This is a genomic window from Bradyrhizobium sp. USDA 241 (assembly GCF_049739505.1).
In the GTDB taxonomy this organism is placed as follows: domain Bacteria; phylum Pseudomonadota; class Alphaproteobacteria; order Rhizobiales; family Xanthobacteraceae; genus Bradyrhizobium; species Bradyrhizobium liaoningense.
On record NZ_JBMGPZ010000002.1, the window covers coordinates 208,155 to 233,739 of the forward strand.

The window sequence follows — 25,585 nt, forward strand, 5'->3', positions numbered from 1 at the left end:
GATGGCGAGCGTGCTGATCGCACTCGGCGGCAATGTCGGCGATGTCCGCGCGACGTTCGGCAAGGCGATCGCCCATATCTGCGGCATGGCGCAAGGCGCGCTGATCACACGCTCCTCGGACTATGCCACCCCGCCCTGGGGCGACGAGGACCAGGATCCCTTCATCAACGCCTGCATCGAGATCGAGACCGGTCTCGATCCGCACGCGCTCTTGTTCGTGCTGCAGAAAGTCGAGCAGAAATTCGGCCGCGTGCGAACCAAGGAACGACGCTGGGGCCCGCGCACGCTCGATCTCGACATGATCGCCTATGACGACGTCAGCTTGCAGAAGCCCGACCTGACGCTGCCGCATCCCCGCCTGTTCGAGCGCGCCTTCGTGCTGGTGCCGCTGGCCGAGATCGCGCCCGACCGCGTGATCTCAGGCATTCGTGTGCGTGACGGCCTCGCCAGCGTCTCCACGCAAGGCATTGAGCGGCTTCCGGATACCGGTTAACCAAAAACAACCGTTTGCAGGGACGGTCTGCCGTGGCAATTTCGCCTGAGAAACAACGAGACGTTTGGGAGCCCCTCGCCGCATGACCTCCGTGACTGACGACCTGCCGCTGGCGGCGGATTTTCCCAAGGCGACCGTCGAGGACTGGCGCAAGCTGGTCGACGGCGTGCTGAAGGGCGCGCCGTTCGAGAAGCTGGTCGGCAAGACCTATGACGGCATCAGGATCGATCCGCTCTATCCGCGCGCCAAGGGCGTTGCGCCCGTGGTGGGACGCCCGCCGGCTGCACCGTGGCAGATCGTGCAGCGGATCGACCATCCCGACGCGGCGCTCGCGAATGCACAGGCCCTGACCGACCTCGAGAACGGCGCGACGGGGCTCGCGCTGGTGTTCGCCGGCGGCAGCGGCGCCCATGGTTTCGGCCTGGAACCTTCGGCGGATGCGGTCGCAAAGGTTTTGAAAGACATTCATCTCGACGCCGGCATCGGCCTCGAGCTTCAGATCGGCCCGCAATCGCGGATGGCCGCGATCCATGTCGCGGAATATGTCAAGAGCAAGGGGCTCGATCCCGCAGCCTGCAACATCCGCTTCGGCCTCGATCCGCTCGCGGCCGCCGCAGTGTGGGGCCACAGCCCCTATACCTGGGACGAGATCGTTCCTGCCGTCGCCGGCGCCATCAAGGGCCTTGCCGCGCTCGGCTTCAAGGGACCGTTTGCCTCCGCCGACGGGCGCGTGATCCATGATGCCGGTGGCTCGGAGGTGCAGGAGCTTGCCTTCGTGCTTGCCTGCGGCGTCGCTTATCTGCGCGCGATCGAAGGCGCCGGCATTCCCCTCGAGCAGGCGCAGGGTATGGTCTATGCGCGGCTTGCCGCGGATGCCGACCAGTTCCTGACCATGGCCAAATTCCGCGCGCTGCGGCTGCTGTGGGCACGCATCGAGCAGGCCTGCGGGCTGACGCCGAAACCGCTGTTCATCGCTGCCGATACAGCCTGGCGGATGCTGACGCAGCGCGATCCTTACGTGAACATGCTGCGCGCGACCATGGCGACGTTCGCCGCCGGGCTCGCCGGCGCGAATGCGATCACGGTGCTGCCGCATACGCTGGCGCTCGGCCTGCCCGATCCGTTCGCGCGGCGCGTGGCGCGCAACACGCAGCTTCTCTTGCTGGAAGAAAGCAACCTCGCCAGGGTCAGCGATCCCGCGGCAGGCGCAGGCGGCATCGAGACGCTGACCGCGCAGCTTTGCGACGCCGCATGGGCGCTGTTCCAGGAAAGCGAGAAAGCCGGTGATGCCTTCGCGGCGCTTCAGCAGGGCGTGTTTCAGAGCAAGGTGGCGGCCGCGCGAAAGGCGCGTGATGCCAACATCGCAAAGCGCCGCGACGTGCTGACCGGCGCCAGCGAGTTTCCGAACCTGCATGAGCGCGAAGCGACCGTGCTGAAGGCAACGCCGATCGCGCTTCCGCCTTACGGGGAACAGAAATACAAGTTCGATGCGCTGCCGCCGATCCGGCTGGCGGAACCGTTCGAGGCGCTGCGCGACAAATCCGACGCGGCGTTGAAGGCACGTGGCGCGCGGCCAAAGGTGTTCCTGGCCAATCTCGGCACGCCCGCCGACTTCACGGCGCGCGCCACTTTCGCGAAGAGCTTCTTCGAAGCCGGCGGCATCGAGGCGGTCGACAGCGAGGGCTTTGCCGATCCGGCCAAACTCACAGCCGCCTTCAAGGCCTCAGGTGCGGAGCTCGCCTGCCTCTGTTCCAGCGACAAGGTCTATGCCGGTCAGGCGGAACCCGCCGCCCGGGCCCTGCAAACGGCAGGCAGCAGACATATCTATCTGGCGGGCCGCCCGACCGATGCCGAGGCGGCGCTGCGGGCCGCCGGCGTCACGGGTTTTGTCTTCGCCGGAGGCGATGCGCTTGCGACACTACAAGACGCCTACCGACGGATGGAGCAGCCATGACCGAAACCGGCAAACCCGTTCTCACCGGCGGCTGCCAATGCGGCGCGGTGCGCTTTGCCGTCATGACCGCGCCGACCAGGGTCTCGATCTGCCACTGCCGGATGTGCCAGAAGGCAGCCGGTGCGCCATTCGCCTCCTTTGCCGACATCAACAAGACGGACTTCGCCTGGACCAGGGGACAACCCTCGTTCTTCCGCTCCTCCACCATCGCCGAGCGCGGCTTCTGCGCCGCCTGCGGCACGCCGCTGAGCTTCGGCCGCATTGACGGCGATCGGATCGAAATCATGACCGGCACCTTCGACCACCCCGACTGGGTGATCCCGACGCGCCAGTTCGGCACGGAATCGCGGCTCGGCTGGGTGGTCGGCATCGCCAATCTGCCGAGCCAGACCACGCAGCAGAATTACGGACCGGAGAAGATGGCGACCATAGTCAGCCATCAGCATCCGGATCATGATTGAGGCGGCCCATGTTTCAGCTGCTCGGACATACGTTGTTCGGTCTGGCAGAATGGAAGATCGAGAAGCTGCTCGCGTGGCTGCTCTGGGACGGGACTGGTAGAATTACTCGGAGCCGCCTGGATGATCCCGTTTACAAGAAGAATGTGCAAAAGCTGATCGAGCGCAACCGCAGGTTTGAGGAATCCAAGGGATGAGCCGCGTTCCCAATTTCGCCGAGGTCGCCTTCGAGCGCACCGCCACCACAGCGCCGTCAGGCAGCGCCGAGCCGTGGCTGACGCCGGAGGGCATTCTGGTCAAGCCCGCCTATGGCGAGACTGATCTGGCCGGGCTCGATTTCCTCGAGACCTATCCGGGCATCGCGCCGTTCCTGCGCGGCCCCTACCCGACCATGTATGTCAACCAGCCCTGGACGGTCCGGCAATATGCCGGCTTCTCCACGGCGGAGGATTCCAACGCGTTTTACCGCCGCAACCTGGCGGCCGGACAGAAGGGCCTCTCGGTCGCCTTCGATCTCGCCACCCATCGCGGCTACGACTCCGATCACCCGCGCGTCGGCGGCGACGTCGGCATGGCCGGCGTCGCCATCGATTCCATCTACGATATGCGCACGCTGTTCGCAGGCATTCCGCTCGACCAGATGAGCGTGTCCATGACCATGAACGGCGCGGTGCTGCCGATCCTCGCGCTCTACGTCGCCGCCGCCGAGGAACAGGGCGTGCCGCCGGAGAAGCTGTCGGGCACCATTCAGAACGACATTCTGAAAGAGTTCATGGTGCGCAACACCTACATCTATCCGCCGGCGCCCTCGATGCGGATCATCTCGGACATCTTCGCCTACACCTCGCAGAAGATGCCGAAGTACAATTCGATCTCGATCTCCGGCTATCACATGCAGGAGGCCGGTGCGACGCAGGACCTCGAGCTCGCCTACACGCTCGCCGACGGCGTCGAATATCTGCGCGCCGGCCTTGCCGCAGGGCTCGACGTCGATCGTTTCGCTCCGCGCCTGTCGTTCTTCTGGGCGATCGGCATGAACTTCTTCATGGAAGTCGCCAAGATGCGCGCCGCGCGCCTGCTCTGGGCGAAGCTGCTGAAACCGTTCAACCCGAAGGACCCGCGCTCGCTGTCGCTGCGCACGCACAGCCAGACCTCGGGCTGGTCGCTGACCGCGCAGGACGTCTTCAACAACGTGATGCGCACCACGGTGGAGGCCATGGCCGCAACGCAGGGCCACACCCAGTCGCTGCACACCAACGCGCTCGACGAGGCGCTCGCCTTGCCGACCGATTTCTCTGCGCGCATCGCCCGCAACACCCAGCTCTTCCTGCAGCAGGAGAGCGGCACCACCCGCATCATCGATCCCTGGGGCGGCTCGTATTACGTCGAGCGGCTCACGCGCGACCTCGCGGCGAAGGCGTGGAGCCACATTCAGGAGGTCGAGGAACTCGGCGGCATGGCGAAGGCGATCGAGGCCGGCTTGCCGAAGCTGCGCATCGAGGAAGCTTCGGCCAAGACCCAGGCGCGGATCGATGCCGGCAAGCAGGCGGTGATCGGCGTCAACAAGTACAAGCCGACCGACGAGGACAGAATCGAGATCCTGAAGGTCGACAACACCAATGTCCGCCGGCTTCAGATCGACAAGCTCAAGCGGCTGAAAGCCGAACGCAACCAGAACGACGTCGATGCCGCGCTCGCCGCGCTGACGCGCTCGGCTGGCGAAGGCAACGGCAATCTGCTCGCGCTCGCCATCGACGCGGCGCGGGCGAAGGCGACCGTCGGCGAGATTTCGGACGCGATGGAGAAGGTGTTCGGCCGGCACCGCGCCGAGATCAAGTCCATCACCGGCGTCTACAAGCGGGAGGCGTCCAGCATGGGTAACCAGGTCGAGAAGGTACAGGCGCTGATCGACGCGTTCGAGGAGGCGGAAGGCCGCCGCCCGCGCATCCTGGTCGCCAAGATCGGCCAGGACGGCCACGATCGCGGCCAGAAGGTGATTGCGTCTGCCTTTGCCGATATCGGCTTCGACGTCGACATCGGGCCGCTGTTTGCCACCGCCGACGAAGCCGCGCGGCAGGCGGTCGAGAACGACGTCCACATCCTCGGCGTCTCCTCGCTCGCCGCCGCCCATCTCACCGCCGTGCCGGAATTGAAGGCCGCGCTGAAGAAGCAGGGCCGCGACGACATCATGATCATCGTCGGCGGCGTGGTACCGCCGCAGGACTACGACGCGCTCTATGCTGCCGGCGCTGAAGCGATCTTCCCGCCGGGCACCGTGATTGCGGAAGCGGCCGAGGAGCTGATCCGCAAGCTGAATGCCCGGCTCGGCCATAGCGAGGCGGCCGAGTAGATGATAGACTGGCCGCAACCGGCCAGGTGTGTCCATGACACGTGACGAGATCATCGCTGCGATACGCGAGAATGCGGACGCCATCAAAGGCAAGGGCGTCTCGAAGCTTGCCATTGTTGGCTCGCGGGCCGGCGAAGATTACGACAGCGACATCGACATTCTGATCGAGATCGAACCGGATACTTCTTTTTCACTGCTCAAGCTGATCGATATCGAAAATATCATCGAAGATGCGACCGGCTTGCAAACGCAGGCAACCGTTCGTCGCTCGACGTCTCCCCGCTTTGTGCCGCACAGCGCAGACGACATTGTCGAAATATTCTGACGCTCACACAGGAGCACTATCCTTGAAGTTCATCGCCGGTTTGAGCGTCGCCCTGGCGCTGAGCGCAACGTGCGCGTTTTCCGCCCTCGCCGCCGACCCCAAGCCCGACGCCGCCATCAACACCAAGAGCATCGAGGCGCGCGTCTTCCTCGACGACGGGATCAAGGCGGACGCGGCGCTGGCGGCGGATTGCCTCACGGAAGGTAAGACATGGCTTAACAAGAATGCCGCGGAAGCTGCCGCCGCCCGCAAAGCGGACCCTAAGGAGGGGCGGCTGGGAGTTCGAGCGCAAGTATGAAATCCGCTCCGTCGTTGCCGACCGCTATGTCAGCGTCCTCCGTAATGACTACATGAACACTCGCGGCGCGCATCCCAATTCGGATGTGAACACGATCCTTTGGGACAAGGCGGCGAACAAGCGCATCTCGATCCGCCCGTTCTTCACCGAGACCGCCGACAAGGGTCCGGCCATGAAGGCGATGGTGACGGCCATCATCACCTCGCTCAAGGCCGAGAAGAAGAAGCGCGGTGCCGGCGAGACCGCGACCGACGAATGGTTCAAGGGCGTGGAACCGAGCCTGCTCAAGATTGGCGCGGTGACGCTTGCGCCGTCAACTGAAGCAGGCAAGAGCTCCGGCCTCACCTTTCACTACCCGCCCTACGCCGTCGGTCCCTACGCCGAGGGCGAGTATGTTGCCTTCGTGCCTTGGGAGGCGCTGAAGCCGTATCTCAGCGCGGAAGGCACACGAATCTTCGGCGGCGCGCGGCCGAAGGGCGACGCGCAGGAGCAGTGAACGATCGCTAACTGGATCGCGGATGGGCTCGCGCCAGTGTGCGCGCCAGCGAATCCGTCCAATCAGGAATCCAGGACGCAAACAGGGCTTGCCAGCGCTCGGCGTCAGCAGGCTCGCTATCGAGGGCAACCGACCATTCGATGAGGGTACGGTTGCCCTCGATGACAGGACGCAGATGCATGGTGCCTTGATAGTGCGTCGGCGCCGGCGACCGGCTTCCGTCGTCTTGCGGATACGGCAACGCTTCGAGACCGGCATAAGCTAGGGTGTGCTGCCGGTCCGAGTGATCGACCAGGCGCTGACGGATCCAGTTTCCGAGATAGCAGAAGCGTCTGATAGCGCCGACTTCATCGCCGCGCTTGTCGTCTTCGATCACGCTCTCGCTCACCCCGTCGATATAGGCGGGATAGTTGTTGAAATCGCGGATCAGCGACCAGACTTCGTCCAGCGGGTGGTCCAGCACGGCGCTGTAATAGGCTCGGGTCATCGGTGGCTCGCCTTCGGTTTCCGTTACGCGCTGAGGTTGGCTGCTCGCGCGGGCAAAATCCACCCGGTTTCCGACTGCCCATCCCATGGCCATCCAACTTTCGCGCACAATGCGACGATCTCGTTGGTAGCGCTATCTTGCGGCGGCTCCGCAAAGCCGACTAGAATGCCGCCATTGACAAGAGCGCCCGGCGTCACGGGTGCCGCTGGGAGGATTCATGTCCAAGATTACGCGCCGCACCTTTGCGGCCTCAACCGCCGCAGTCGCAGCATCCGCCGCCTTCGGCTTCAAGCCCGCGCTCGCACAAGCCTATCCGGCCCGGCCGGTCACCGTGATCGTGCCCTGGGGCGCTGGCGGTGGCACCGACGCGACGGCGCGCATTGTCGCGGCGCTGCTGGAAAAGGACCTCGGCCAGCCCTTCAACGTGGTCAACCGCACCGGCGGCTCCGGCGTGGTGGGCCACAGCGCGATCGCGAGCGCCCAGCCCGATGGTTACACCATCGGCATGCTCACCGTCGAAATCTCGATGATGCACTGGCAGGGCCTGACCGAGCTGACGCCGAAGAGCTACACCCCGCTGGCGCTGATGAACGAGGACCCCCCGGGCATCCAGGTCTCCTCCTCCTCGCCCTACAAGACGGTCAAGGAACTCGCCGATGCGATCAAGGCTGCGCCTCCCGGCAAGTTCAAGGCCTCCGGCACCGGCCAGGGCGGCATCTGGCACCTGGCCCTGGTCGGCTGGATGCAGGCCATGGGCCTGCCCGCCAATCAGGTCGCGTGGGTGCCCTCGAACGGTGCGGCGCCGGCGATGCAGGATCTCGCCGCCGGCGGCCTCGACCTCACCACCTGCTCGGTGCCCGAGGCGCGTGCCATCATCGAGGCGGGCAAGGCCAGGAGCCTCGCCATCATGGCGCCGGCCCGCAACCCGATCTTCAAGGACGTGCCGACGCTGAAGGAGGCGATGGGCATCGACTACGCGACGGGCGCCTGGCGCGGCATCGCCGGGCCAAAGAACCTTCCGCCGGAGATCGCAACGAAGCTCACCGCGGCGCTGAAGAAGGTTTACGATTCCGCCGAGTACAAGGACTTCATGAGCAATCGCGGCTTCGGCACGGTGTGGGGCGATGCCGCTCACTTCGCCAGCTTCATGGACAAGGGCGACGCCCAGATGGGCGAAGCCATGAAGGCGGCGGGCCTGAGCAAGGCGTGATGTTTCACCCCTCCCCGCTGATGGCGGGGCTATTGCATGTGAAGAAGAACGTGGCGAGTAGCTCGCTTGCAGCCCATCCTTCGAGATGCCCGCCCGCGGCGGGCCCTCAGGATGAGGTCGCGTTTTGCAGCGAGATAGCAGACCCTCGTGGTGAGGAGCCTGCAAAAGCGGGCGTCTCGAACCATGCAGGCCGAGCACCTTCGGCATATGCGCTGGCCCAGCCCACGCGGCGAGAGGGAGCGCACCTCCCGGAATTCTGACAGGACCCCACCCCATGCGTCTTCCCGACTCCGTGACGGGATCGTTTCTCGTCGTGCTCGGCGCAGCAGCTGCCTATGGCGGCTGGATCCTGCCGCCGGTGCCGGGCCAGCCGGTCGGCCCCAACGTGTTCCCGCTGGTGATCGGCTGCGGCCTCGCACTATGCGGGCTCGCGATCGTGTTCGGCATCGGGCATTCCTTCGAGGAGGAGGAAGCGTTGGTCCCGATGGAGGACGGCCAGGCCGCTGCCCCGCCGCCGCAGGGCAAGCTCTACGGCCTGCGCGCGCTGCTGCCGCCGGCGTTGCTGCTGTTCTACGTCGTCGCGGCCGACCGGCTCGGTTTCATCATCACCGCGGCGATCATGGTCTACGTCACCTCGACCGCGCTCGGGGCCAGGTGGAAGCTGGCCCTGCCGCTCGCGGCCCTCTCCCCCTTCGCCATCCACCTCATCTTCGGCAAGCTGCTCCGCGTGCCGCTGCCTGCCGGCCTGTTGCCGGCGCCCTGGTAGTAGTCCCATGCTGAAAACCCTGATCGATGCGTTCGCGCTGATCTCCACCTGGGAGGTCATCATCGCGATGTTCGCAGCGTCCGTGTACGGGCTCGTGATCGGCTCGCTGCCGGGCCTGTCGGCGACGATGGCAACCGCCCTGCTCGTCCCCGTCACCTTCTATCTCTCGCCGATCGCGGCGATCGCGACCATCGTCGCGGCCTCCTCGATGGCGATCTTCTCCGGCGACATTCCGGGCGCGCTGCTGCGCATTCCCGGCACGCCCGCTTCCGCCGCCTATGCGGACGAGGCCTACGCGATGACGCGCAAGGGCCAGGCCGAGCTCGCGCTTGGGGCCGGCGTGTGGTTCTCGGCGGTCGGCGGCATCGCCGGCGTGCTGTCGCTGATGATCCTGGCGCCACCGCTCGCCGAGATCGCGCTGTCGTTCTCGACCTTCGAATATTTCTGGCTGGCGCTGCTCGGACTAATGTGCGCCACCCTGGTTGCGCGCTCCTCGCCGGTGAAGGCGATCGCCGGCATGTTCATCGGCCTGCTCGTCGCCTGCATCGGCATCGAGAATCCCGGCGGTGTCCCGCGCTTCACCTTCGGCCTCACCGATCTGTTCGGCGGCATCGAGCCGATCCCGGCGCTGGTCGGCGTGTTCGCGGTGGCGCAGGTGATGCGCGCGATGCTGACGCCGGAGCCGCCGCCGCTGCCGCGGCGCAAGTTCGGAAGCATCTTGGCCGGCCAGTGGAAGCTGACGAAGCTGTATCACTGGCAGATGACGCGCGGGAATATCGTCGGCATCATCATCGGCGTGCTGCCCGGCGCCGGCGCCGACATAGCCGCCTGGGTCTCCTACGCGATGTCGAAGCGCTTCTCCAAGGAGCCGGAGAAATTCGGCACCGGCCATGTCGAGGGGCTGGTCGAGGCCGGCGCCAGCAACAACGCCAGCATCGCCTCCGGCTGGGTGCCCTCGCTGCTGTTCGGCATCCCCGGCGACACCATCGCCGCGATCGCGATCGGCGTGCTCTACATGAAGGGCCTCAATCCCGGTCCGACGCTGTTCACCGAGAAGGCGTCGAGCATATACGCGATCTATCTGATGTTCATCATCGCGAACATCATGATGATCCCGCTCGGCATCGCCATGATCCGGGTCGCCGCCTACATCCTGCTGGCGCCGCGCTCGGCCATCATGCCGGTCATCATGCTGTGCTGCGCGGTCGGCTCGTTCGCGATCGGCAACAACATGTTCGGCGTCGTCACGGTCGCCGCCTTCGGCGTGATCGGCTACGTCATGGAGGCGAACGGATATCCCGTCGCGGCCATGGTGCTCGGCATCGTGATGGGCACCATGGTCGAGCAGGCCTTCGTCACGTCACTGATCAAGTCCGACGGCAGCATCCTGCCGTTCTTCGAGCGGCCGGTCGCTGCCATCCTGGCCGCGATGGCGATCGGCGCGTTGCTCTGGCCGGTGATGGTGTGGGTGTGGCGAAAGCTGAAACCGGCGCAGACGGCGGCAGCAACATCCCGGTGATATGGCGCGGGCGGCCCTCGCCTGCCCCGCCGGGCCGTTGTAAAGCAGGGCATGACTGAGAAGAAGGCCTCGCTCGACATCAAATCCCTCGCCCGTGACTTGCGCGCCGGCAGCCGCGCGGCGCTCGCCCGCGCCATCACGCTGGTCGAGAGCCGGCGCGGTGATCATCAGGCGCTGGCGCGCGAGCTGGTACAGATGCTGCTGCCCGACACCGGCAAGGCGTTTCGCGTCGGCATCACTGGCTCGCCCGGCGTCGGCAAATCCACCACCATCGATGTGCTCGGGACGTATCTGATCGAGCAGGGCCACAAGGTCGCGGTGCTCGCGGTCGATCCGTCCTCGGCACGCAGCGGCGGCTCGATCCTCGGCGACAAGACGCGGATGGCGCGGCTGTCGGCCTCAGACTACGCGTTCATCCGTCCGTCCCCATCCTCAGGCACGCTCGGCGGCGTCGCGGCGAAGACGCGCGAGGCGATGCTGCTTTGCGAAGCCGCCGGGCTTCGACGTCGTGCTGATCGAGACCGTCGGCATCGGCCAGTCAGAGACCGCGGTCTGCGACATGACCGACTTCTTCCTCGCCCTGATGCTGCCGGGCGGCGGCGACGAGCTGCAGGGCATCAAGAAGGGCCTCGTCGAGCTCGCCGACATGATCGCGATCAACAAGGCCGACGGCGACAATCTCAAGCGCGCCAACATCACCGCCGCGGATTATCGCGGCGCGCTGCACATCCTCAGCCCCCGGTCCGAGCACTGGCATCCGCCTGTCGTCACCTATTCGGCGCTGGCCGGCACCGGCATCGCCGAGCTCTGGCAGAAGGTTCTGGACCACCGCAAGGCGATGAAGGCATCCGGCGACTTCGCCGCGCGGCGGCGCGACCAGCAGGTGAAGTGGATGTGGTCGATGCTGGAGCAGCGCATGCTGGCGAGGTTGCGGAGCGAAGCGTCGGTGCGGACCAAGGTCCGTAAGATAGAAACCGAGGTCGCCGAGGGCCATCTCACGCCGGCGCTCGCCGCCGAGCGCATTCTGGAGTTGCTGCAATGACCGGGCCCTGCATTCTCCTCACCGGCTTCGGGCCATTTCCCGGCGCGCCCTACAATCCGACCCAGGCGCTGGTAGCCCGGCTGATGCACTTGCGCCGGCCGGCGCTCGACGATGTCGAGCTGTCGAGCCACATCTTCCCGGTCACCTATGCTGCCGTCGACCGGCAATTGCCTGACGTGCTCGCCGCCCAAAAGCCCGACGCGCTCTTGATGTTCGGCCTCGCGGCGCGCACGCCCTATCTGCGGATCGAGACCCGCGCCCGCAACGCCGTCACCATGCTGTGGCCGGATGCCGCCAACACCCGCTCGAGCAAGCGCGGCATCGCCGGCCATGCAGATGCGATGACGTTCGGCCCGCACACCGCAAGGCTGCTGCGCGCCGCGCGCCTCACCGGCATCGACGCGCGTCCCTCGCGCGATGCCGGCGCTTATCTCTGCAATTACCTGAGCTGGCGCGCGATCGAGAACGTCAAGTCGGGCGGGCCGAAGCTTGCGGCCTTCATCCACATTCCGCTGCTTGCGCGCGGCGGCGCCGTGCGGCGCAAGGGCTCAGCCCGGATCACGCTGGAGGAACTGGTGGACGCGGGGGAAGCCATGCTGATGGAGGTGGTGCAATTGGCAAGGAAGGCGCGGGACACCTCGGTCTCGTAGGGTGGGCAAAGGCGCGCTTGCGCCGTGCCCACCATGCGTCCGCATTCGTGGCGACAATGGTGGGCACGCTTCGCATTGCCCACCCTACGGCACCGTCTTTGCGGTAAACATTTAACCCTACCGCGAACAATCCTCACCGCCTTCGCCGCCCTGCGCTACCTAGTCTCCGCGGACATCCCGCGTCCGCCGGAGGACGCGTCATGGACCTCAATCGCCGCTATCTCATTGGAGCTTCGACCGCGGGCATCGCCGGCGCGCTCGCCATGCCGGCCGACGCTGCGCGCGCGGCTCCGCTGACGTCCCTGCTCGGGCGCGACGCCACGCAATACGGCGTGCGGCCCGGCAGCAGCGAGGATCAGACGCGCGCGCTCCAGCGTGCGATCGACGAGGCTGCGCGGGCGCAAATGCCGCTGGCGCTGCCGCCGGGCGTTTATCGCAGCGGATTGCTGCGGCTGCCGAACGGGTCGCAACTGATCGGCGTGCGCGGTGCGACCAAGCTGGTCTTCACGGGCGGAGCCTCGATGATCCAGAGCGACGGCTCCGATGCGATCGGCCTCTCCGGCATCACCTTCGACGGCGGCAACATTCCGCTGCCGACCCGGCGGGGCCTGATCCATGTTCTCGGCGGACGAGATGTGCGCATGGCGGATTGCCAGATCACGCAATCGGGCGGCAGCGGCATCTGGCTCGAGCAGGTCGCGGGCGACGTCTCCGGCAACATCTTCACCAGCATCGCGTTGACTGCGGTGGTCTCGTTCGACGCCAGGGGGCTCAGCGTCTCGCGCAACACCATCATCGGCACCAACGACAATGGCATCGAGATCCTGCGCACCGCGATCGGCGACGACGGCACGCTGGTCGCCGACAACCGCATCGAGGACATCAAGGCAGGCCCCGGCGGCTCCGGCCAGTACGGCAACGCCATCAACGCGTTCCGCGCCGGCAACGTGATCGTGCGCGGCAACCGCATCAGGAATTGCGACTATTCGGCGGTGCGCGGCAACTCGGCCTCGAACATCCACATCACCGGCAACAGCGTTAGTGACGTGCGCGAGGTCGCGCTCTATTCGGAGTTTGCGTTCGAAGCCGCGGTGATCGCCAACAACACGGTGGATAGCGCAGCCGTCGGCGTCTCCGTGTGCAATTTCAACGAGGGCGGCCGCATCGCGGTGGTCCAGGGCAACATCATCCGCAATCTGATCCCGAAGCGGCCGATCGGCACCGCACCGGACGACGATGCCGGCGTCGGCATCTACATCGAGGCTGACACATCGGTCACCGGCAACGTGATCGAGAATGCGCCGTCCTACGGCATCGTCGCCGGCTGGGGCAAATATCTGCGCGACGTCGCGATCACGGGCAACGTGATCCGCAAGGCGCTGGCCGGCGTCGGGGTCTCGGTCGTGCCGGGCGCGGGCACCGCGCTCGTCAACAACAACATGATCTCGGAAACGCCACGAGGTGCCGTGGTCGGCCTCGACCACGCCCGCGCCGTGACGTCGGATCTGTTGGCCGACGGAGCCCAACGCTTCGCGCAGGTAATGGTCAGCGGCAATGCGGTGCGACGTTAGAACGCGTTCCGCAGCAGCGGGTACTTCGCTTCCAGGCCGTCGAGGCTGAAGGTGAATTCGATGACGCGCTCGGGGGCTGCGACGATTTCGGCGGCGGGCGGGGCGAACTGCGGGAGGAGCGCTGCCATCGCCGCAGGCGCCGACTTCGGTAGCTTCGCGGCAGGCACCGCGAGCGGCGGCCTCACTTCGGGCGCGGTGAACGGCGTCATGGCGGCGGGCGCAAGGGGTGATCTCACGGCAGGTGCGCCTAGCGGCGCCCTCGCGGCGGGAGCCTTGAGCGGCGGCATCTCGGCGGGGGCGGTAAACGAAGCCACCGCGACAGGTGCAGTGGGCGGCGCCATCGCGACGGATGGCAACACCGCCGCGATCGGCGCCTCGGTGATCTCCGCGAGCACGTCCGGCTTCTGATCGAGCCTGACCGCCACAGCGGTCTCAGGCGCGATGTGAACGGCCTTGGGCTGGACGGTCTGCGCCTGCTGCTCGCGCGGTGCCATGCGGGGCATCGTCGCCGGCGACCAACCGAATGCGGGCGTCACGCTTGCAGCCGCCTCGGCGACGTCCCCGCCGGTTGCGAGCGCGCGCCAGGTCTGGACCGCACGCTTGGCTTCCTGAATGTTCTCAAGGAATTCGATCTCGGAATGATACCGGCGCCAGCGGCCGGTCTCGAACATCTCCGAGAGATGTTGCAGGCGCTGTTCGGCGAGAGCGCACCAGCGCGCCGCGATGGCGCGGCCAGCAGCTGCGTCGCGAACGAACTCTTGGCGATGTGTCATGAACCAGCCCGTCAGGAAAAAATACGGACGCGGGGGACGCAACGCACACGAATCAATTTAGACGCGACATGAATATGTTGTGGAAAAGATTTGACTTGTCCAGCAGCGACACGGCATTCGTCATCAAATACCGTAGTCCTCCGGAAATTTGCTGCGTTTTCGAGTCAAGCTTCGCATAAGCATAACGGAGTTGCGGCGCGTTGCGCGCGCGACGGCAACGGACGGCTGCGGCGATCCTCAACCGCAGGCTGAACGAATGCGGAGCTTCAAAGGATCGGATGCCCAAGGCTTCGTTTCCGACTGAATCAGAACCGACGCTCTGGATTCTTGGTTTGACGCGTTTTCTTCACGCGAGCCGGCGTCCACTTCGCTCAAGAACGCGCTGAAAAGAAAAGACCCGTCCGGGGGGACAACCGGACGGGTCGAGCCATATGGGCGCTTGGGGTGGATGGGCGCTCGCGCCTGATATGACTGATGGGGAGGGATGACCGCTCCCACATCAGTTGGTCGTGGCAGCTGGGTGAACGTTCAATGCGAGGGTTCGCTTTTTTGAGCTTCGGCCCGCGCGCATCCTTGTCGCAGCCGCTATCTCGCCGCCGGTCTATCTGCCTGAGAAACCGCGGACTTTTCGTCCGAGCCCGACAACGACGGTTGCTCGATCGCACGGCTGCCGGGCTCGCCGCGACGCTTCTCGGCATCTTCACGTTTTGTTGTACCGGACGCAGCCGCAACGGGCGTCGCGCTGTCGGCGGGAACGGCCATCACCGCGGCAAAGGCGTCGGCCTGACCGTCGCCGAAAAGGTCGTCGCGTCCGGGGGAGCCGAGATCGCGCGCGGTCTTCGCCAACGTCATGCGCAGCGCCTCCGGCTTCAAGGCGTGGTTGCGCTCGAGGAGCAGCGCCGCGACGCCGGAGACATGGGCGGCCGAGAACGAGGTACCCGAGGTCATCTGGTATTTGCCGGCGGGTGCCGGCAGGAAGATGTCGACGCCGGGGGCTGCGACCGCGATGTAGTTGCCGCGGTTGGAGGCGGTGAACAGCCTGTCCTGCTGATCCGTCGCGCTGACCGCGATCACATTGGGATTGGCAGCCGGATAGAGCGGCGGCGATTTCGCGCCGGCATTGCCGGCGGCCGCGATCAGCACGAGGCCGCGTGCGGCCGTCGCCGCGATCGCGCGCTCGATGATCGCGTCCTTCGGGCCGGCAAAGCTCATATTGATGATCTGCGCGCCGTGCTCGGCGGCATAATTCAACGACCGCAGGATGATGTAGGACGAGCTCTCGGCGCCGCCGTTGGCGCCGCCGAAGGCCCGGATGGCGATGATGCGCGCCTCGGGCGCGCTGCCCATCAGGCGGGCATGCGCCACGATGGCACCGGCGATGCCGGTGCCGTGGACGTGCGGCCCCTCGGCACTGCCGAGCGCGTCGAAACTGTCGGCGACGGAATTGGCGAGTTCGGGATGCTTGGCGTCGATGCCGGAGTCGATCACGGCAATTGTCACGTTGGCTCCGTGCGCCAGCGCATGCGCCTGCGGCAGGCGGAGTTTTGCCAGCGCATATTGCGCGGGATCGCCCTCGACCGGTACGGACGATTTCTGGTCCTGGAGCACGTAGCGGAAGTTCGGCTGGACCGAGCGCACGCTGCCGTCGGCCGCGAACTCGCGCCGTACCGTCTCGGCGGGCCGGCCGTCGGTGATGCGGAACAGGCCGAGCGTCGCCCCGATCAGCGGAAAATTCTCTGATGCGACGCGCGCGAGGCCGTGGCGACGGGCAAGCTCGTCGGCCTCCGTCACCGACAGGCTGCCGTCGATCTCGGCGACGAATTCGTTGGCGAAGCTGCGCTGGTTCACCGCGACCGGCGTGTTGTTGCCGCGCCCCTTGCGGGCGCTCTTCTTGTTGCCCGATTTTCCACTGCCCTCGCCGCCCGCGTTCGCCTGCGCCAGGCATTCGCCGTCGGCGGCTCGGTAGGGCGCCGAGCAGGCCGGGTAGAGGTTTGGGGAGTAGCGCGCATAGGGCAGCACCGGCGTCAATCCGATCCGCGCCGAAGGAATCCGGGCGGTCGTAATCGGACGCGGGCCGCGGTCGACCGACACCACCCTGGCGGATAGGGTCGGGTTGACCCGCGGGGCAATGCTCGGGGAGATCGTCGGAGTGCGCGAGGGAACGCTGATCGTAGGCGTACGCATGATCGCCTGCGCCTGCGCAACCTCGACGCCGAGACAAGAGGCGAGCAGAAGGGCGGCTCCGATGGACGAAGCGTACGCCCCGGCCCGCACCCTGCTCTCGGAATTGCCCGTCATCGGCTCAGCGGCGCGCCTAGGGCGCCGCGACGGCGAGGTTGACGACCTTCTCGCGCTGCATCCTGCCGAGCAGCGAGGCGAGCTCGTCCTGGCTCATCGCCTTGTCGAACTGGAGGCGGAACATGCCGCCCTTGGCGTCGCCGATGATCGAAGCCTGATAGCTGTCGAGCAGCGCCGTGATGTCGGCGACGCGTGCCTCCGGCGTGAATCGCACCAGCGCGCGCGCCGGCGCGGCCGTGCTGCGAAGTTCGCGCGTGATCGGCGCGCTGGTCGAGACCGAAGCCGTCTGGAAGGTCGCCGGCTGGTTCTTCATCAGCACGGCGCCGATGATTCCGGCTTGCAGCACGAGTGCGACGGCGCCGAGGCCCGCCGACCACGCCAGCGTGCGGGGCGACAGGCTCGCGAAGAACGTCGAGATACGCGCCGACAGCGGCGGCGAGCCGCTCGCCCGCGCTGGCTCAGCGTCGATCGCGGCGAACAGCTTCTGCATCGCGCGCGCCGACGGAGCACCCAGGTTCTCGTTCAGATGGATGGTCTCTTCGTACTCGCCGCGGACCGCGGCATACTGCCTGGCAAGCTCGGGATCGCGCGCCAGCGCTTCCTCGACGCGGCGCGCATCGCGCGCGCTCAGCGTGCCGGCGGCGTGCCACGGCAGCAGCAGTTCAATTTCACTGGGCTCTTGCTCCAGCATCTTCTTGCTCAATGCCATCATGGCCAGCCTCGCTCAACGCCGGCTGCCTTCAGCAGTTCGGCCAGTTTCTTGCGCGCATAGAACAAGCGCGTCTTCACAGTGTTCTCGGGAATTCCGACGATTCCGGCCACCTCCTCCACGGACTTCTCGTGGTAGTAGACGAGATCGACGATTTCCCGGTGCTCCGGCGAAAGGCCCGTCAGACACTCCCGCAACGCCTCACTGGTGTCCTTCTTCTGCACCACCGTTTCCGGATCGTCGGACGTGTCCTCGATCGCGTTCGCGGCTTCTTCGTCCAGTTCGAAATCCTTCCTGCGCCGGAGCGCAGACAGGGCCTTGAATCGGGTGATTGCCAGCAGCCAGGTGGAAACCGCCGATCGGCCCTCGAACTTGCCGGCTTGACGCCAGACGTCGAGAAACACCTCGCTGATGAGGTCTTCCGCCGCCTGCTCGTCCCGCACGAGCCGCAGTCCGAACCTGTAAACCCTGACATGATGCCGCCCGTACAGCACCTGCATGGCGAGCCGGTCACCTTGGGCGATCCTGGCGATCAGGACCTCGTCGGAAGCCGCTTGTGTCACGCTCAATGGCCGTCTCGCAAAGTTGGTCGGGTCGATGCGGCGGACGGTTCGACGGGGAAGGCAAAATTGTTCAAACTACCGCAATCATCCGGGGGCCAGTGTGAGCTACCCCACACAGGCGCACTTTTATCGTCCCATCCGCGGCGGTCAGCGGCGTCAATCCAGATCGGTAACATAGTACTGAGATACTTTCCCTGCGGACGGCCTTTCCGGCACAGGCGCCGGCCTAGTCCGGTTCCATAGCAGCCCTGCACCAGGTTTGTCGCACCAAACCCTGCTTTGGCTCGACCGCATCGCACACGATGCAGGATCGCCGGTAAGATCGCGCGATGGCTGATCATCTTGTTCCGTGCTGCAGGGTTCGGGTTCGGCTCCAAAGGATACCAAACCTAAAGGCTTGCCACGTAGATTTTTGCGCTGACATCCACCACTGGCGGGACCATGAGCACGGCCGCGACGTCCTTTCCCGAGAGGAATGCCGCAGAGGCCGCGGACCTCGTCCTCGCGCCCGAGACCGCAGCCCCCGAAGTCAGGGCGCGCCGGGCCCGGCAGCGCCGCCAGATGTATATGGGCCAGGTCGCGAGCTATTCGCTTGGCGCCTCGGTCCTGCTGCTCTACGCCTATGACGGCACGATCTCGATGGGCGTTCCGTCACTGTTCTGGATCGGCGGCCTCCTCATCATCGGTACGTTCACGGTGCTGTCCGAAGCCGGCTTCGGCGACCGGTTCGAGGATCATTACCTCACCGTCTATCAGATCTCGGCGCATATGGCGCTGCAACTGGTGTTCCTGCTCGCGGTGCCGACGGTCGGGGTCGCGTTCCTGGCCGTGTTGTTCCTGATCTTCGCGTTCGGCACACTGCGTATGACGTCGGGGCAGGCGATGCTCACCCTGGGGCCTTGCCACCTGTGGTCTCGCCGCGGTTTTCCTGGGCTCGGACCTGCCGATCGGACTGCCGGTCACGACCCGGCTGCAGCGAGCCGCCTCGATGCTCTGCTTCGTGCTGGTGATCGGCCAGTGCGCCTTCCTCGGCCTGTTCGGCGCCACCCTGCGCAAGATCCTGTACCGGCGCAGCATCGAACTGAAGGCGGCCTATCAGCGTATCGAGGAACTCGCCGAGCTCGACGAACTCACCGGCGCCTACAACCGCCGCTGCATCATGCGGCTTCTCGACGCCGAGATCGAAAAGTCGCGGCAGGCATCCACGCCGTGCGCGATCGCGCTGATCGATCTCGACTGGTTCAAGCGCATCAACGACGCCTACGGCCATCCCGTCGGCGACGAGGTGCTGCGCACCTTCGCGATCACCATTTTCGCCAACATCCGCCCGGCCGACAGTTTCGGCCGATACGGCGGCGAGGAATTCCTGCTGCTGCTGCCGGGCCTGCCGGGCGACGCCGCGCAGCGCATGCTCGAGCGGTTGCGCGGCATCGTTGCCGACCTCGACTGGAGCGCGCGTTCTCTCCGGGCATGCGGGTGACCATTTCCGCGGGCGTCGCGACGCTGCGCGACACTGATACTGCCGACACGTTTCTCGCGCGCGCCGACCGCGCGCTCTATTCCGCCAAGGCGCAAGGGCGCAACTCCATTGTGACGAGCTGACCAATCCATTTTCTCCCGGCGCGGCAGAAGCCGTTGCCGGGCCGAACGCTCCAGGACAGGGCAATGAGATCCAGATCCGCAAGACCATCCGAAAACCTGCTCGAGGAATTGCAGGCTGCCCTCACGCACGGCACCGTTGCGCGCCGGGTCGAGACGCTGCGCCGCGTCACCGATCTCTTCGTGGGCAACGCAGTGGACTATTCCGACGACCACATCCGCGTGTTCGACGACGTGTTCCAATGCCTGATCGGGGAGATCGAGACATCGGCCAGGGCGCTGCTCGCCGAACGCCTCGCACCGATCGCGGCTGCGCCGCCGAAAATCATCCGCACGCTCGCGCTCGACGAGGTCATCGAGGTCTCCGGCCCGGTGCTGTCGAAATCGGAACGGCTGGACGAGGCGACCCTGCTCGAGATCGCGCGCACCAGGGGCCAGGCGCATCTCAAGGCGATCTCACTACGACGGATGCTGTCGGAAGCACTGACCGACGTGCTGGTGACGCGCGGCAACGAGGACGTAGTGCAGTCGACCGTCCGGAATCCGGGCGCGCGGCTTTCCGAGGGAAGTCTCACCGAGCTCGTCATCCGCGCCGAGCGCGACGACGACCTCGCCAGCTGCATCGGCCTGCGGCCCGACTTGCCGCGCCATCACTATTTGAGACTGGTCGCCAAGGCATCCTCGAGCGTGCGCAGGAAGCTTGCGGCCGCGCATCCCGAGCTTGCGGACGAAGTCTCGAACGTAGTCCAGCAAGCGGCCCAACGGGTTCGCGCTGCCGCCATGACGAAGCAGACCGAATTGGCCCGCGCGCTCGTGAAATCGCTGCACGACGACGGCCGGCTGAACGAGTTCCAGGTCACAACCTTCGCCGAGCAGGGCAAGTTCGACGAGACCAATGCGGGGCTGGCTGCACTCGCGGGCGTCGCGGTCGAGACGGCCGAGACCATGATGATCGAGAGCCGTACCGAAGGCGTGATGATCCTCGCCAAGGTCGCTGGCATGCAATGGTCGAGCGTGCGCGCCATCATCGCCATGCGCGAGAAGCTCTCCGGCGGGTCGCAGACCGACATTCTGACGCTGCGCGACAGCTATGAGGCGCTGCGCCCATCGACCGCGCAGCAGGTGCTGCGCTTCCACCGCATGCAGCTGGGCGCGACGCCGGCGGAGTGAAGCCGCAGGATCTAGAATCTCAGGACCCTCGATCCCACCAGCGCGCCGATCGCGGTCACCACCGCGGTCGCGAGCGTGTACCAGGTCGCGACGAACAGGGGCGAGTCGTCGGTGCAGTGCGAGGCATAGAGGGTCGCGGCGAGGCCGGCCGACACCAGCCCGGCGAGCGCTCCGGCGAGCGCGGGGCTTGACGGCGCGCCGTGGCGCAGGCCGAACAGCGCCCCCGCAAGCAGCGGCAGCGACATCGCAGGGATCGCGACCAGGCACGTCCTGGAGTTCTTGCCCATCAAGCGCATCGTCATCGGCATGGCCGGGGCCATCATCGCTTCGCTGCCGATCGCAACCGCCAACAGCCCGACCGGCAGCAGCAGCAGCCAGGCCCAGCCGCGCAGCAGGGCTTCGGGACGCGACAAATGCAGGCTGATGATGATCGCGGGGATTGCGAGCGACAGCGTCACGGCGAACTTCATGTCGAAGAACGGGTTGTGCATGGCGCTCATCACGTCGGCGCGCACGCCGAGGAATGTCGCGAAAATCAGGATCGACAAGGGCGCAGCCACCAGCAGCGCCATGGTCAGCACGGCGCCGACGCGCGGAGCGCGGTGCGCGTTGTCGGCTGCGAGCGAGCGAATGAGTTGATCGGTGTCCATGACTAATGGTCCCGCAGTTTGGCCGTCAGCGCCGCAAGTCCGCGATGCAGCGCGACCCGCACCGCACCCTCGCTCATCGAAAACTTCGCCGCCGTATCCTTGATCGAGGCGGCCTCGACCGCGATCGATTGCAACACGTCGCGCTGGCGCTGCGGCAGCGTGCCCAGTTGGGCCGCGACCTCGCCAGCCGACGCGGTCTCCTGCGGCACCTCGCCCGGCAGCGTCTCGGCGAAATCGTCGATGTTGACGAATACGCGCTTGCCGCGCCGGCGGAGCGCGTCGATCAGCTTGTTGCGGCCGATCGCAAACAGCCAGGGCGCGAAGGGGGCCTCGCTGTCCCAGGTGTGCCGTTTCAGATGCACCGCCAACAGAATCTCCTGCACGATATCCTCGGCCTGGTCGGGAGGCTGACCTGCCCGCACCAACCCTCGCCTCGCGGCAGCGCGCAGCACCGGCGTGATTGCCTTCAACAGGCGATGATAGGCCGCGTCATCGCCAGCCATGGCCGACCGCATCAGGCCGGTCCATTCGTCCTCACGTCCGCGCACCCGCGCCCCTCACCATGCAATTCGGCCGCTCTTTCAATTTGTTACGCGGACACCCATCACATCACGAATTCGTGATGCACGACCGGACGACGCGATCAATGCGGCCGCAGAGATCCCTGACGGCTCATAACACCGATCGGCCCCTACCGCATCCGGCGGCAACAACGCAACGCAATTTGCCCCGTTTTTGCCGGGTCTAGCCCGAAGATTCCCATTTTCTGCCCCGCTGTCGTCACGCCCCGGGGTCTCTGTTCGCTGCCGGGACGGGCGGAATTGGGGAGATCGTCAACATGATGAAAGCCAGCGCACGCGTGGCCCTGATTGTCTTGGCCGGGCTTTTCTTGCAGTTCGGAGGCATTGCACAGGCGGCGCCGAATTCGGCCGCAAGCAATAAAGCGGACAGCGCGGACCAGCAGGCCGACACGGCCAAGCACCGGCGCCAAGACTCGCGCCGCACCAGCAGCAGCAAGACGACGCAGAAATCCGACGACAAGGCCGACAAGAAGGGCGCCGCGGCACGGGCTGACGAGGCCCGGAACGGCAACAAGAACGACAACAAGACAAGCAGTGAGGTGCCGGTGTCGAGCCAGATGCCGCCGGAGGTCGCCAATGCCAACGCGCAGCTCGCCACGGATACGCCGACTGCGGCTGCCGCCTCCGCGATGACGAACCGCGCCAACGACAATGTCCAGGCTGCAGCCGATAATACCAACGTCGCGCCGGCCGAAAGCCAGGTCGTCGCGCCCGATCAGCTCAACGACATCGATCGCGCCCTGCAACAGGAGGCGCCCGGCCAGAAGGCGGTGATTGCCGCAACCGAGGCGCAGCCGCGGCCTGCGCCGGTGATGGCAAGCAGCCACCAGAGCTCGGCCTGGGACCAGAGCTCCCTGATCGGCAAGATCTTCATCGGCGTCGGCACGCTGCTGACGCTGGTGTCCGCCGCGCGGATGTTCATGGCGTGATTGCCGGCCGCTTCCCGGCCCGAGTACCGGCCTGACGGACCTCGTCCGGAACGCGCCCGTCGTCGCGTTCCGGCGGCCTGCAGCCCCTTGAAGCCCATCGCGCCAGCGGGCACATTGCCCACCCAATCAAAAGCGTGGGTGGAGCATGAGCACGTTCGAACACATCATCGTCGAAAGCAAAGGCGCGGTCGGCATCGTCAAGCTGAACCGGCCGAAGATGCTCAACGCACTCTCTTTCGGCGTCTTTCGCGAGATCGCCGCGGCGGTCGACGATCTCGAGGCCGATGATGCCATCGGCTGCATCGTCGTGACCGGCAGCGAGAAGGCCTTTGCCGCTGGCGCCGACATCAAGGAGATGCAGCCCAAGGGCTTCATCGACATGTTCTCCGAGGATTTCGCCGCGATCGGCGGCGACCGCCTCGCGCGTTGCCGCAAGCCGACGATCGCCGCGGTCGCTGGCTATGCGCTGGGCGGCGGCTGCGAGCTCGCCATGATGTGCGATTTCATCATCGCTGCCGACACCGCAAAGTTCGGCCAGCCCGAGATCACGCTCGGCACCATTCCCGGCATCGGCGGTACCCAGCGCCTGACACGCGCGATCGGCAAGTCCAAGGCAATGGACCTCTGCCTCACCGGCCGGATGATGGATGCGGCGGAAGCCGAGCGCTCGGGCCTCGTCAGCCGCATCGTACCCGCCGACAAGCTCATGGACGAAGTGATGGCGGCAGCCGAGAAGATCGCCGCGATGTCACGCCCTGCGGCCGCGATGGCCAAGGAAGCGGTGAACCGCGCCTTCGAGACCACGCTCGCCGAGGGCATGAGCGTCGAGCGCAACCTGTTCCACTCGACTTTCGCGCTCGAGGACCGCTCCGAGGGCATGGCTGCGTTCATCGAGAAGCGCAAGCCGGTGAACAAGAACCGGTAAGGCAAACCGGTCAGGCTAGTGTAAGGCTCTCCCGCGTTCCCCGCAGAATGCTGTGACGGAGCTGCAACAAGCACGGATTTCATGGGGGTTTCCCCCGCGGCAGTTTGCCTGCGGGACCTCGGCTGGTTTAACAGTTAAGAGGACCGCCGTCGGCGGGGGCGGACAGCCGGGAATTTCGCGGGAACATATGATTGGGCGTATCGCCAGAGCTGGTCGCGGGGTGACGCGGCATCGATCGGGCGTGGGTCCCGCGTTTGCGACATGGGCCACGCTGGCGCTCTCGTGCGCCCTGCCCTCCTCCGCCTGGGCCGAAGCTCTGCCGGAAGCGCTGGCCAAGGCCTACCAGACCAACCCGCAGCTCAATGCCGAGCGTGCGCGCCAGCGCGCGACCGACGAGAACGTGCCGCAGGCGCTTGCCGGTTACCGTCCGCAGATCGTGGCCAGCCTCAGCGCCGGCCTGCAATCGGTGCGCAATCTGTTGCCCGACAACACCATCCAGACCGCCAACCTGAAACCCTGGATCATCGGCGTCACCGTGACGCAGACCCTGTTCAACGGTTTCCGCACCGCCAACAGCGTGCGGGCCGCCGAACTCCAGGTGCAGTCCGGCCGCGAGGCACTGCGCAATGTCGGCCAGGGTGTCCTGCTCGATGCAGTCACCGCCTACACCAACGTGCTCGCCAACCAGTCGCTGGTCGAGGCACAGCGCTCCAACGTCGCCTTCCTGCGGGAAACACTGTCGGTCACCCAGCGCCGTCTCAACGCCGGCGATGTCACGCCGACCGACACCGCGCAGGCCGAGGCCCGTCTCAACCGCGGCCTTGCCGATCTCAACGCGGCCGAGGTCGCGCTCGCCGTCAGCCAGGCGACCTATGCGCAGGTGATCGGCAATGCGCCGTCGCAGCTTCGGCCCGCCGAGGCCGTCGACCGCTATCTGCCGAAGAGCCGCGAAGACGCCGTGACGATGGCGATCCGACAGCATCCGGCGGTGATGGCCGCAAGCTTCGACGTCGATGTCGCCTCCACCAACATCCGCATCGCCGAAGGCACGCTGCTGCCGAGCGCCAGCATCCAGGGCAGCGCAAGCAAGAGCCGCAACAACGACCCGACGCTAGGCACCTTCGCCGAAGACCAGGCCTCGATCGTCGCCAACGTCACCGCTCCGATCTACGACGGCGGTCAGGCTGCGGCACAGACGCGGCAGGCCAAGGAGATCACGGCACAGAGCCGGCTCGTGCTCGACCAGGTGCGCAACCAGGCGCGCACGGCGGTGGTCAGCGCATGGGTTGCGAATGAAGGAGCAAAGGTCACGGTCTCGGCCTCGGAGTCCGAGGTGAAGGCGGCGACCGTCGCGCTCCAGGGCGTGCAGCGCGAGGCCTCGGGCGGACAGCGCACGACCGTGGACGTCCTGAACTCGCAAGCCGATCTGATCCAGGCCAAGGCCCGCCTCATCGGAGCGCAACGCGACCGCGTGATCGCCTCCTACACGCTGCTCAGCGCCATCGGCCATCTCGACGTCAAGACGCTGAACCTGAACACGCCGGACTACCTGCCCGAGGTTCATTACCACCAGGTCCGCGACGCCTGGCACGGCCTGCGTACGCCGTCGGGGCAGTAGCAGCCGACGCGCGGCGTCTCCAGCGCTCTGCCCGTTCGCCGTCTTGACGGTGCCCGGTCGGACGCGTTGACGGCTCACGTCCGCCTGCGGGCCTTGTTGAGCAGCTATGCAGCCAGGCGCAGCAGTTGACCCGGCTGATCTGATACCGTCC

Annotated in this window: 22 protein-coding genes and 3 pseudogenes; 18 read left to right on the top strand and 7 right to left on the bottom strand. The window is 66.2% G+C overall.

The window, feature by feature from the left end; all coding sequences use genetic code 11:
• The first annotated feature begins 1 nt into the window (after window position 1).
• The 7 genes and pseudogenes from folK (at window position 2) to ABIF91_RS01970 (ending at window position 6,374) form a co-directional block, all read left to right on the top strand.
• Entirely contained in the window at window positions 2-493 is a 492-nt protein-coding gene (folK, locus tag ABIF91_RS01940) for a 2-amino-4-hydroxy-6-hydroxymethyldihydropteridine diphosphokinase (RefSeq protein ID WP_028176688.1), read from the top strand.
• An 82-nt stretch (window positions 494-575) separates the two neighbouring features.
• Window positions 576-2,447 carry a methylmalonyl-CoA mutase family protein gene (locus ABIF91_RS01945; RefSeq protein ID WP_035671196.1) on the top strand — a complete coding sequence of 624 codons (1,872 nt, stop codon included), beginning with the start codon at window positions 576-578 and terminating at the stop codon, window positions 2,445-2,447.
• Window positions 2,444-2,908, top strand: coding sequence for a GFA family protein (locus tag ABIF91_RS01950; RefSeq protein WP_028176690.1), 465 nt, complete (start codon window positions 2,444-2,446; stop codon window positions 2,906-2,908). Before ABIF91_RS01945 ends, ABIF91_RS01950 begins: the two co-directional genes overlap by 4 nt.
• Before the next feature lie 8 nt (window positions 2,909-2,916).
• Window positions 2,917-3,102: a hypothetical protein gene (locus tag ABIF91_RS01955; RefSeq protein WP_028176691.1), complete on the top strand. Its 186-nt coding sequence runs from the start codon at window positions 2,917-2,919 to the stop codon at window positions 3,100-3,102.
• A complete protein-coding gene (gene scpA / locus ABIF91_RS01960) occupies window positions 3,099-5,255 on the top strand; it encodes a methylmalonyl-CoA mutase (protein WP_028176692.1) in 2,157 nt (718 codons plus the stop codon). Before ABIF91_RS01955 ends, scpA begins: the two co-directional genes overlap by 4 nt.
• A gap of 34 nt (window positions 5,256-5,289) precedes the next feature.
• Window positions 5,290-5,580 carry a nucleotidyltransferase family protein gene (locus ABIF91_RS01965; RefSeq protein WP_028176693.1) on the top strand — a complete coding sequence of 97 codons (291 nt, stop codon included), beginning with the start codon at window positions 5,290-5,292 and terminating at the stop codon, window positions 5,578-5,580.
• 31 nt (window positions 5,581-5,611) lie between these two features.
• Window positions 5,612-6,374: pseudogene (locus tag ABIF91_RS01970) on the top strand (RsiV family protein).
• A 7-nt stretch (window positions 6,375-6,381) separates the two neighbouring features.
• Here ABIF91_RS01970 and ABIF91_RS01975 read toward each other — a convergent pair.
• The gene (locus ABIF91_RS01975) at window positions 6,382-6,924 is read right to left on the bottom strand and encodes an SRPBCC family protein (RefSeq protein WP_424578726.1); all 543 of its coding nucleotides are present in this window, start codon (window positions 6,922-6,924) and stop codon (window positions 6,382-6,384) included.
• A 154-nt stretch (window positions 6,925-7,078) separates the two neighbouring features.
• On the opposite strand from ABIF91_RS01975, the gene ABIF91_RS01980 reads away from it, so the two are divergent.
• From ABIF91_RS01980 to ABIF91_RS02005, 6 genes and pseudogenes are all read left to right on the top strand, one after another.
• Window positions 7,079-8,071 carry a tripartite tricarboxylate transporter substrate binding protein gene (locus ABIF91_RS01980; protein ID WP_028176696.1) on the top strand — a complete coding sequence of 331 codons (993 nt, stop codon included), beginning with the start codon at window positions 7,079-7,081 and terminating at the stop codon, window positions 8,069-8,071.
• Between the two features lie 274 nt (window positions 8,072-8,345).
• Window positions 8,346-8,837, top strand: a complete 492-nt coding sequence (locus tag ABIF91_RS01985) for a tripartite tricarboxylate transporter TctB family protein (protein WP_028176697.1) — start codon at window positions 8,346-8,348, stop codon at window positions 8,835-8,837.
• Window positions 8,838-8,844: 7 nt separating this feature from the next.
• A complete protein-coding gene (locus ABIF91_RS01990; protein ID WP_028176698.1) occupies window positions 8,845-10,356 on the top strand; it encodes a tripartite tricarboxylate transporter permease in 1,512 nt (503 codons plus the stop codon).
• 51 nt (window positions 10,357-10,407) lie between these two features.
• Window positions 10,408-11,398, top strand: a pseudogene (gene meaB, locus ABIF91_RS01995) (methylmalonyl Co-A mutase-associated GTPase MeaB).
• On the top strand, window positions 11,395-12,048 hold the full coding sequence (locus tag ABIF91_RS02000; RefSeq protein ID WP_028176700.1) for a pyroglutamyl-peptidase I: 654 nt from the start codon (window positions 11,395-11,397) through the stop codon (window positions 12,046-12,048). Before meaB ends, ABIF91_RS02000 begins: the two are co-directional and overlap by 4 nt.
• Before the next feature lie 200 nt (window positions 12,049-12,248).
• The gene (locus tag ABIF91_RS02005) at window positions 12,249-13,619 is read left to right on the top strand and encodes a TIGR03808 family TAT-translocated repetitive protein (RefSeq protein ID WP_028176701.1); all 1,371 of its coding nucleotides are present in this window, start codon (window positions 12,249-12,251) and stop codon (window positions 13,617-13,619) included.
• On the opposite strand, the gene ABIF91_RS02010 is transcribed toward ABIF91_RS02005, so the two are convergent.
• The 4 genes from ABIF91_RS02010 to ABIF91_RS02025 form a co-directional block, all read right to left on the bottom strand.
• The gene (locus ABIF91_RS02010; RefSeq protein WP_028176702.1) at window positions 13,616-14,392 is read right to left on the bottom strand and encodes a TIGR03809 family protein; all 777 of its coding nucleotides are present in this window, start codon (window positions 14,390-14,392) and stop codon (window positions 13,616-13,618) included. The two genes, ABIF91_RS02005 and ABIF91_RS02010, sit on opposite strands and share 4 nt — an antisense overlap.
• 585 nt (window positions 14,393-14,977) lie before the next feature.
• Window positions 14,978-16,690, bottom strand: coding sequence for a S8 family serine peptidase (locus ABIF91_RS02015; protein WP_028176703.1), 1,713 nt, complete (start codon window positions 16,688-16,690; stop codon window positions 14,978-14,980).
• Between the two features lie 16 nt (window positions 16,691-16,706).
• Complete coding sequence (locus tag ABIF91_RS02020; protein WP_028176704.1) at window positions 16,707-17,402, bottom strand: zf-HC2 domain-containing protein; 696 nt, start codon at window positions 17,400-17,402, stop codon at window positions 16,707-16,709.
• Window positions 17,399-17,968 (bottom strand): sigma-70 family RNA polymerase sigma factor, encoded by a 570-nt coding sequence (locus tag ABIF91_RS02025; RefSeq protein ID WP_028176705.1) that lies wholly within the window; start codon window positions 17,966-17,968, stop codon window positions 17,399-17,401. Before ABIF91_RS02025 ends, ABIF91_RS02020 begins: the two co-directional genes overlap by 4 nt.
• A gap of 435 nt (window positions 17,969-18,403) precedes the next feature.
• Here ABIF91_RS02025 and ABIF91_RS02030 point away from each other — a divergent pair.
• Window positions 18,404-19,564: pseudogene (locus ABIF91_RS02030) on the top strand (GGDEF domain-containing protein).
• Between the two features lie 63 nt (window positions 19,565-19,627).
• Window positions 19,628-20,731: a DUF2336 domain-containing protein gene (locus ABIF91_RS02035; RefSeq protein WP_028176706.1), complete on the top strand. Its 1,104-nt coding sequence runs from the start codon at window positions 19,628-19,630 to the stop codon at window positions 20,729-20,731.
• 11 nt (window positions 20,732-20,742) lie between these two features.
• On the opposite strand, the gene ABIF91_RS02040 is transcribed toward ABIF91_RS02035, so the two are convergent.
• Both ABIF91_RS02040 and ABIF91_RS02045 read right to left on the bottom strand, forming a co-directional pair.
• Complete coding sequence (locus ABIF91_RS02040; RefSeq protein WP_028176707.1) at window positions 20,743-21,381, bottom strand: NrsF family protein; 639 nt, start codon at window positions 21,379-21,381, stop codon at window positions 20,743-20,745.
• 2 nt (window positions 21,382-21,383) lie between these two features.
• Window positions 21,384-21,929, bottom strand: coding sequence for a sigma-70 family RNA polymerase sigma factor (locus ABIF91_RS02045; RefSeq protein WP_028176708.1), 546 nt, complete (start codon window positions 21,927-21,929; stop codon window positions 21,384-21,386).
• Window positions 21,930-22,219: 290 nt separating this feature from the next.
• On the opposite strand from ABIF91_RS02045, the gene ABIF91_RS02050 reads away from it, so the two are divergent.
• The 3 genes from ABIF91_RS02050 to ABIF91_RS02060 all read left to right on the top strand — a co-directional run bounded on the left by ABIF91_RS02050 (window position 22,220) and on the right by ABIF91_RS02060 (window position 25,434).
• Window positions 22,220-22,891 (top strand): hypothetical protein, encoded by a 672-nt coding sequence (locus ABIF91_RS02050; RefSeq protein ID WP_028176709.1) that lies wholly within the window; start codon window positions 22,220-22,222, stop codon window positions 22,889-22,891.
• Between the two features lie 145 nt (window positions 22,892-23,036).
• Entirely contained in the window at window positions 23,037-23,816 is a 780-nt protein-coding gene (locus ABIF91_RS02055) for an enoyl-CoA hydratase (protein WP_028176710.1), read from the top strand.
• A gap of 187 nt (window positions 23,817-24,003) precedes the next feature.
• A complete protein-coding gene (locus tag ABIF91_RS02060) occupies window positions 24,004-25,434 on the top strand; it encodes a TolC family outer membrane protein (RefSeq protein ID WP_028176711.1) in 1,431 nt (476 codons plus the stop codon).
• The last annotated feature ends 151 nt before the right edge of the window (window positions 25,435-25,585 follow it).

Bases quoted from the DNA above. Each gene is read 5' to 3' on its own strand.
- folK (WP_028176688.1), top strand. From the start codon at position 2: ATGGCGAGCGTGCTGATCGCACTCGGCGGCAATGTCGGCGATGTCCGC.
- ABIF91_RS01945 (WP_035671196.1), top strand. From the start codon at position 576: ATGACCTCCGTGACTGACGACCTGCCGCTGGCGGCGGATTTTCCCAAG.
- ABIF91_RS01950 (WP_028176690.1), top strand. From the start codon at position 2,444: ATGACCGAAACCGGCAAACCCGTTCTCACCGGCGGCTGCCAATGCGGC.
- ABIF91_RS01955 (WP_028176691.1), top strand. From the start codon at position 2,917: ATGTTTCAGCTGCTCGGACATACGTTGTTCGGTCTGGCAGAATGGAAG.
- scpA (WP_028176692.1), top strand. From the start codon at position 3,099: ATGAGCCGCGTTCCCAATTTCGCCGAGGTCGCCTTCGAGCGCACCGCC.
- ABIF91_RS01965 (WP_028176693.1), top strand. From the start codon at position 5,290: ATGACACGTGACGAGATCATCGCTGCGATACGCGAGAATGCGGACGCC.
- ABIF91_RS01980 (WP_028176696.1), top strand. From the start codon at position 7,079: ATGTCCAAGATTACGCGCCGCACCTTTGCGGCCTCAACCGCCGCAGTC.
- ABIF91_RS01985 (WP_028176697.1), top strand. From the start codon at position 8,346: ATGCGTCTTCCCGACTCCGTGACGGGATCGTTTCTCGTCGTGCTCGGC.
- ABIF91_RS01990 (WP_028176698.1), top strand. From the start codon at position 8,845: ATGCTGAAAACCCTGATCGATGCGTTCGCGCTGATCTCCACCTGGGAG.
- ABIF91_RS02000 (WP_028176700.1), top strand. From the start codon at position 11,395: ATGACCGGGCCCTGCATTCTCCTCACCGGCTTCGGGCCATTTCCCGGC.
- ABIF91_RS02005 (WP_028176701.1), top strand. From the start codon at position 12,249: ATGGACCTCAATCGCCGCTATCTCATTGGAGCTTCGACCGCGGGCATC.
- ABIF91_RS02010 (WP_028176702.1), bottom strand. From the start codon at position 14,392: ATGACACATCGCCAAGAGTTCGTTCGCGACGCAGCTGCTGGCCGCGCC.
- ABIF91_RS02015 (WP_028176703.1), bottom strand. From the start codon at position 16,690: ATGACGGGCAATTCCGAGAGCAGGGTGCGGGCCGGGGCGTACGCTTCG.
- ABIF91_RS02020 (WP_028176704.1), bottom strand. From the start codon at position 17,402: ATGATGGCATTGAGCAAGAAGATGCTGGAGCAAGAGCCCAGTGAAATT.
- ABIF91_RS02035 (WP_028176706.1), top strand. From the start codon at position 19,628: ATGAGATCCAGATCCGCAAGACCATCCGAAAACCTGCTCGAGGAATTG.
- ABIF91_RS02040 (WP_028176707.1), bottom strand. From the start codon at position 21,381: ATGGACACCGATCAACTCATTCGCTCGCTCGCAGCCGACAACGCGCAC.
- ABIF91_RS02050 (WP_028176709.1), top strand. From the start codon at position 22,220: ATGATGAAAGCCAGCGCACGCGTGGCCCTGATTGTCTTGGCCGGGCTT.
- ABIF91_RS02055 (WP_028176710.1), top strand. From the start codon at position 23,037: ATGAGCACGTTCGAACACATCATCGTCGAAAGCAAAGGCGCGGTCGGC.
- ABIF91_RS02060 (WP_028176711.1), top strand. From the start codon at position 24,004: ATGATTGGGCGTATCGCCAGAGCTGGTCGCGGGGTGACGCGGCATCGA.